Source organism: Nocardia sp. NPDC004582 (assembly GCF_053602115.1).
Window position 1 is genome coordinate 1 of record NZ_JBSGCY010000302.1, and the last position, 1,228, is coordinate 1,228.

Here is a 1,228-nt window from a genome sequence, read left to right on the forward strand (position 1 = left end):
GCCGATCATCATGCGCTCCTGCTCGGTGAGGCTGCGCTTGCCGGTGACCCGGGTCAGCTCCTCCTCGGAGGACGCGCCGATCACCCAGGTGTCGCACCGGTCCATCAACCCGCGCGCCTTGGCGCGGTCGGTCTCCGTCGGCAGCGCCTCGACGTCCAGCAAGCTGTGCGTGACGTAGATCGTCACATCGTTCGTGGTCCTGTTCAGACGGCTGATGGCGTCCATCGCGTCCACCAGGCCCGGGCCGCTGCGCAGGGCCCGCCACATCTCGTCCATCGGCAGGACGAGGGAACGGTCCATCAGGCCGATGCTGCGGGCGGAGTCGATCGCGGAGTAGGTGTACGCCCACGTGGCGATCATGCCCGCGCTGACCACGTCATTTCCGCGGGCCCGCAGGGCGGAGATGTCCACGGACACGGCGGGCGCCGAGATGTGCAGGGGGGTGGTCGTCGGGCCGTCGAAGAGACCCTTCAACGGGCCCCCGATCAAGTTGTCCAGCCCGGCGACGACTTCCCTCGTCAGGTCCCGGTACCGGTCGTCCTCGGCGGAGAGTTTGGTCCGCAGCGCCTCGGGCGCGTCCCGCAGCACCTGCACGACGTCGCCGACCACCGGGTCGCTCCCCGACGACTGGGCAGCAGAAGCGACGTGGACGGCCGTGTCCAACGCCGAGCGCTCGATCGCGTTCGGGGCCTTGCCGAGTCCGTGCTTGGTCGACAGCAGGGCGACCAGCGTCTCCAACCGGCGCCCGTTGAGGACGTCCAACAGGGCATCGCGCTGCTTCACCGGCAGCGACTGCGCACGCCCCTTGAGCGGCCCAGAGTCCAAGGGGTTGAGACGGCCGATGCCGTCGCCGATCCGGACCACCGACCCGCCGAGTTCGCGGACCATGTCGCTGTACTCGCCCTTGACGTCCCCGGGCACGCACGTCATGAACCCGAGCGCCGAGTAGACCATGCACACGCGCTTGACCAGCGCCGACTTACCCGCGCCCGGCTGGGACATGACCCAGACGCCGGGATTGGTCGTGAGCTTGCCGGTCCAGCCCGACGGGTCGATGCACACCAACTCGCCGGTGAGCACATCCCGGCCGACCGGCACCCCGCGCGGCGGGAGACCGCTGCCCAGGAGGAAGGGGTAGTTGCCGCCCGCCTGGCTGGTCGGACCGGTGTAGATGGTGCCGGTGTCCTCGACGGGCACGCGGCCACTGAACCGGCCGCCCCACCCCAAC

Annotated in this window: 1 protein-coding gene; it reads right to left on the reverse strand. The window is 70.0% G+C overall.

What is annotated here, in order from left to right; all coding sequences use genetic code 11:
• Nucleotides 1–1,197: hypothetical protein (locus ACWELJ_RS34185; RefSeq protein ID WP_452370189.1), on the reverse strand; the 1,197-nt coding region annotated here is incomplete at its 3' end.
• Nucleotides 1,198–1,228 lie beyond the last annotated feature (31 nt).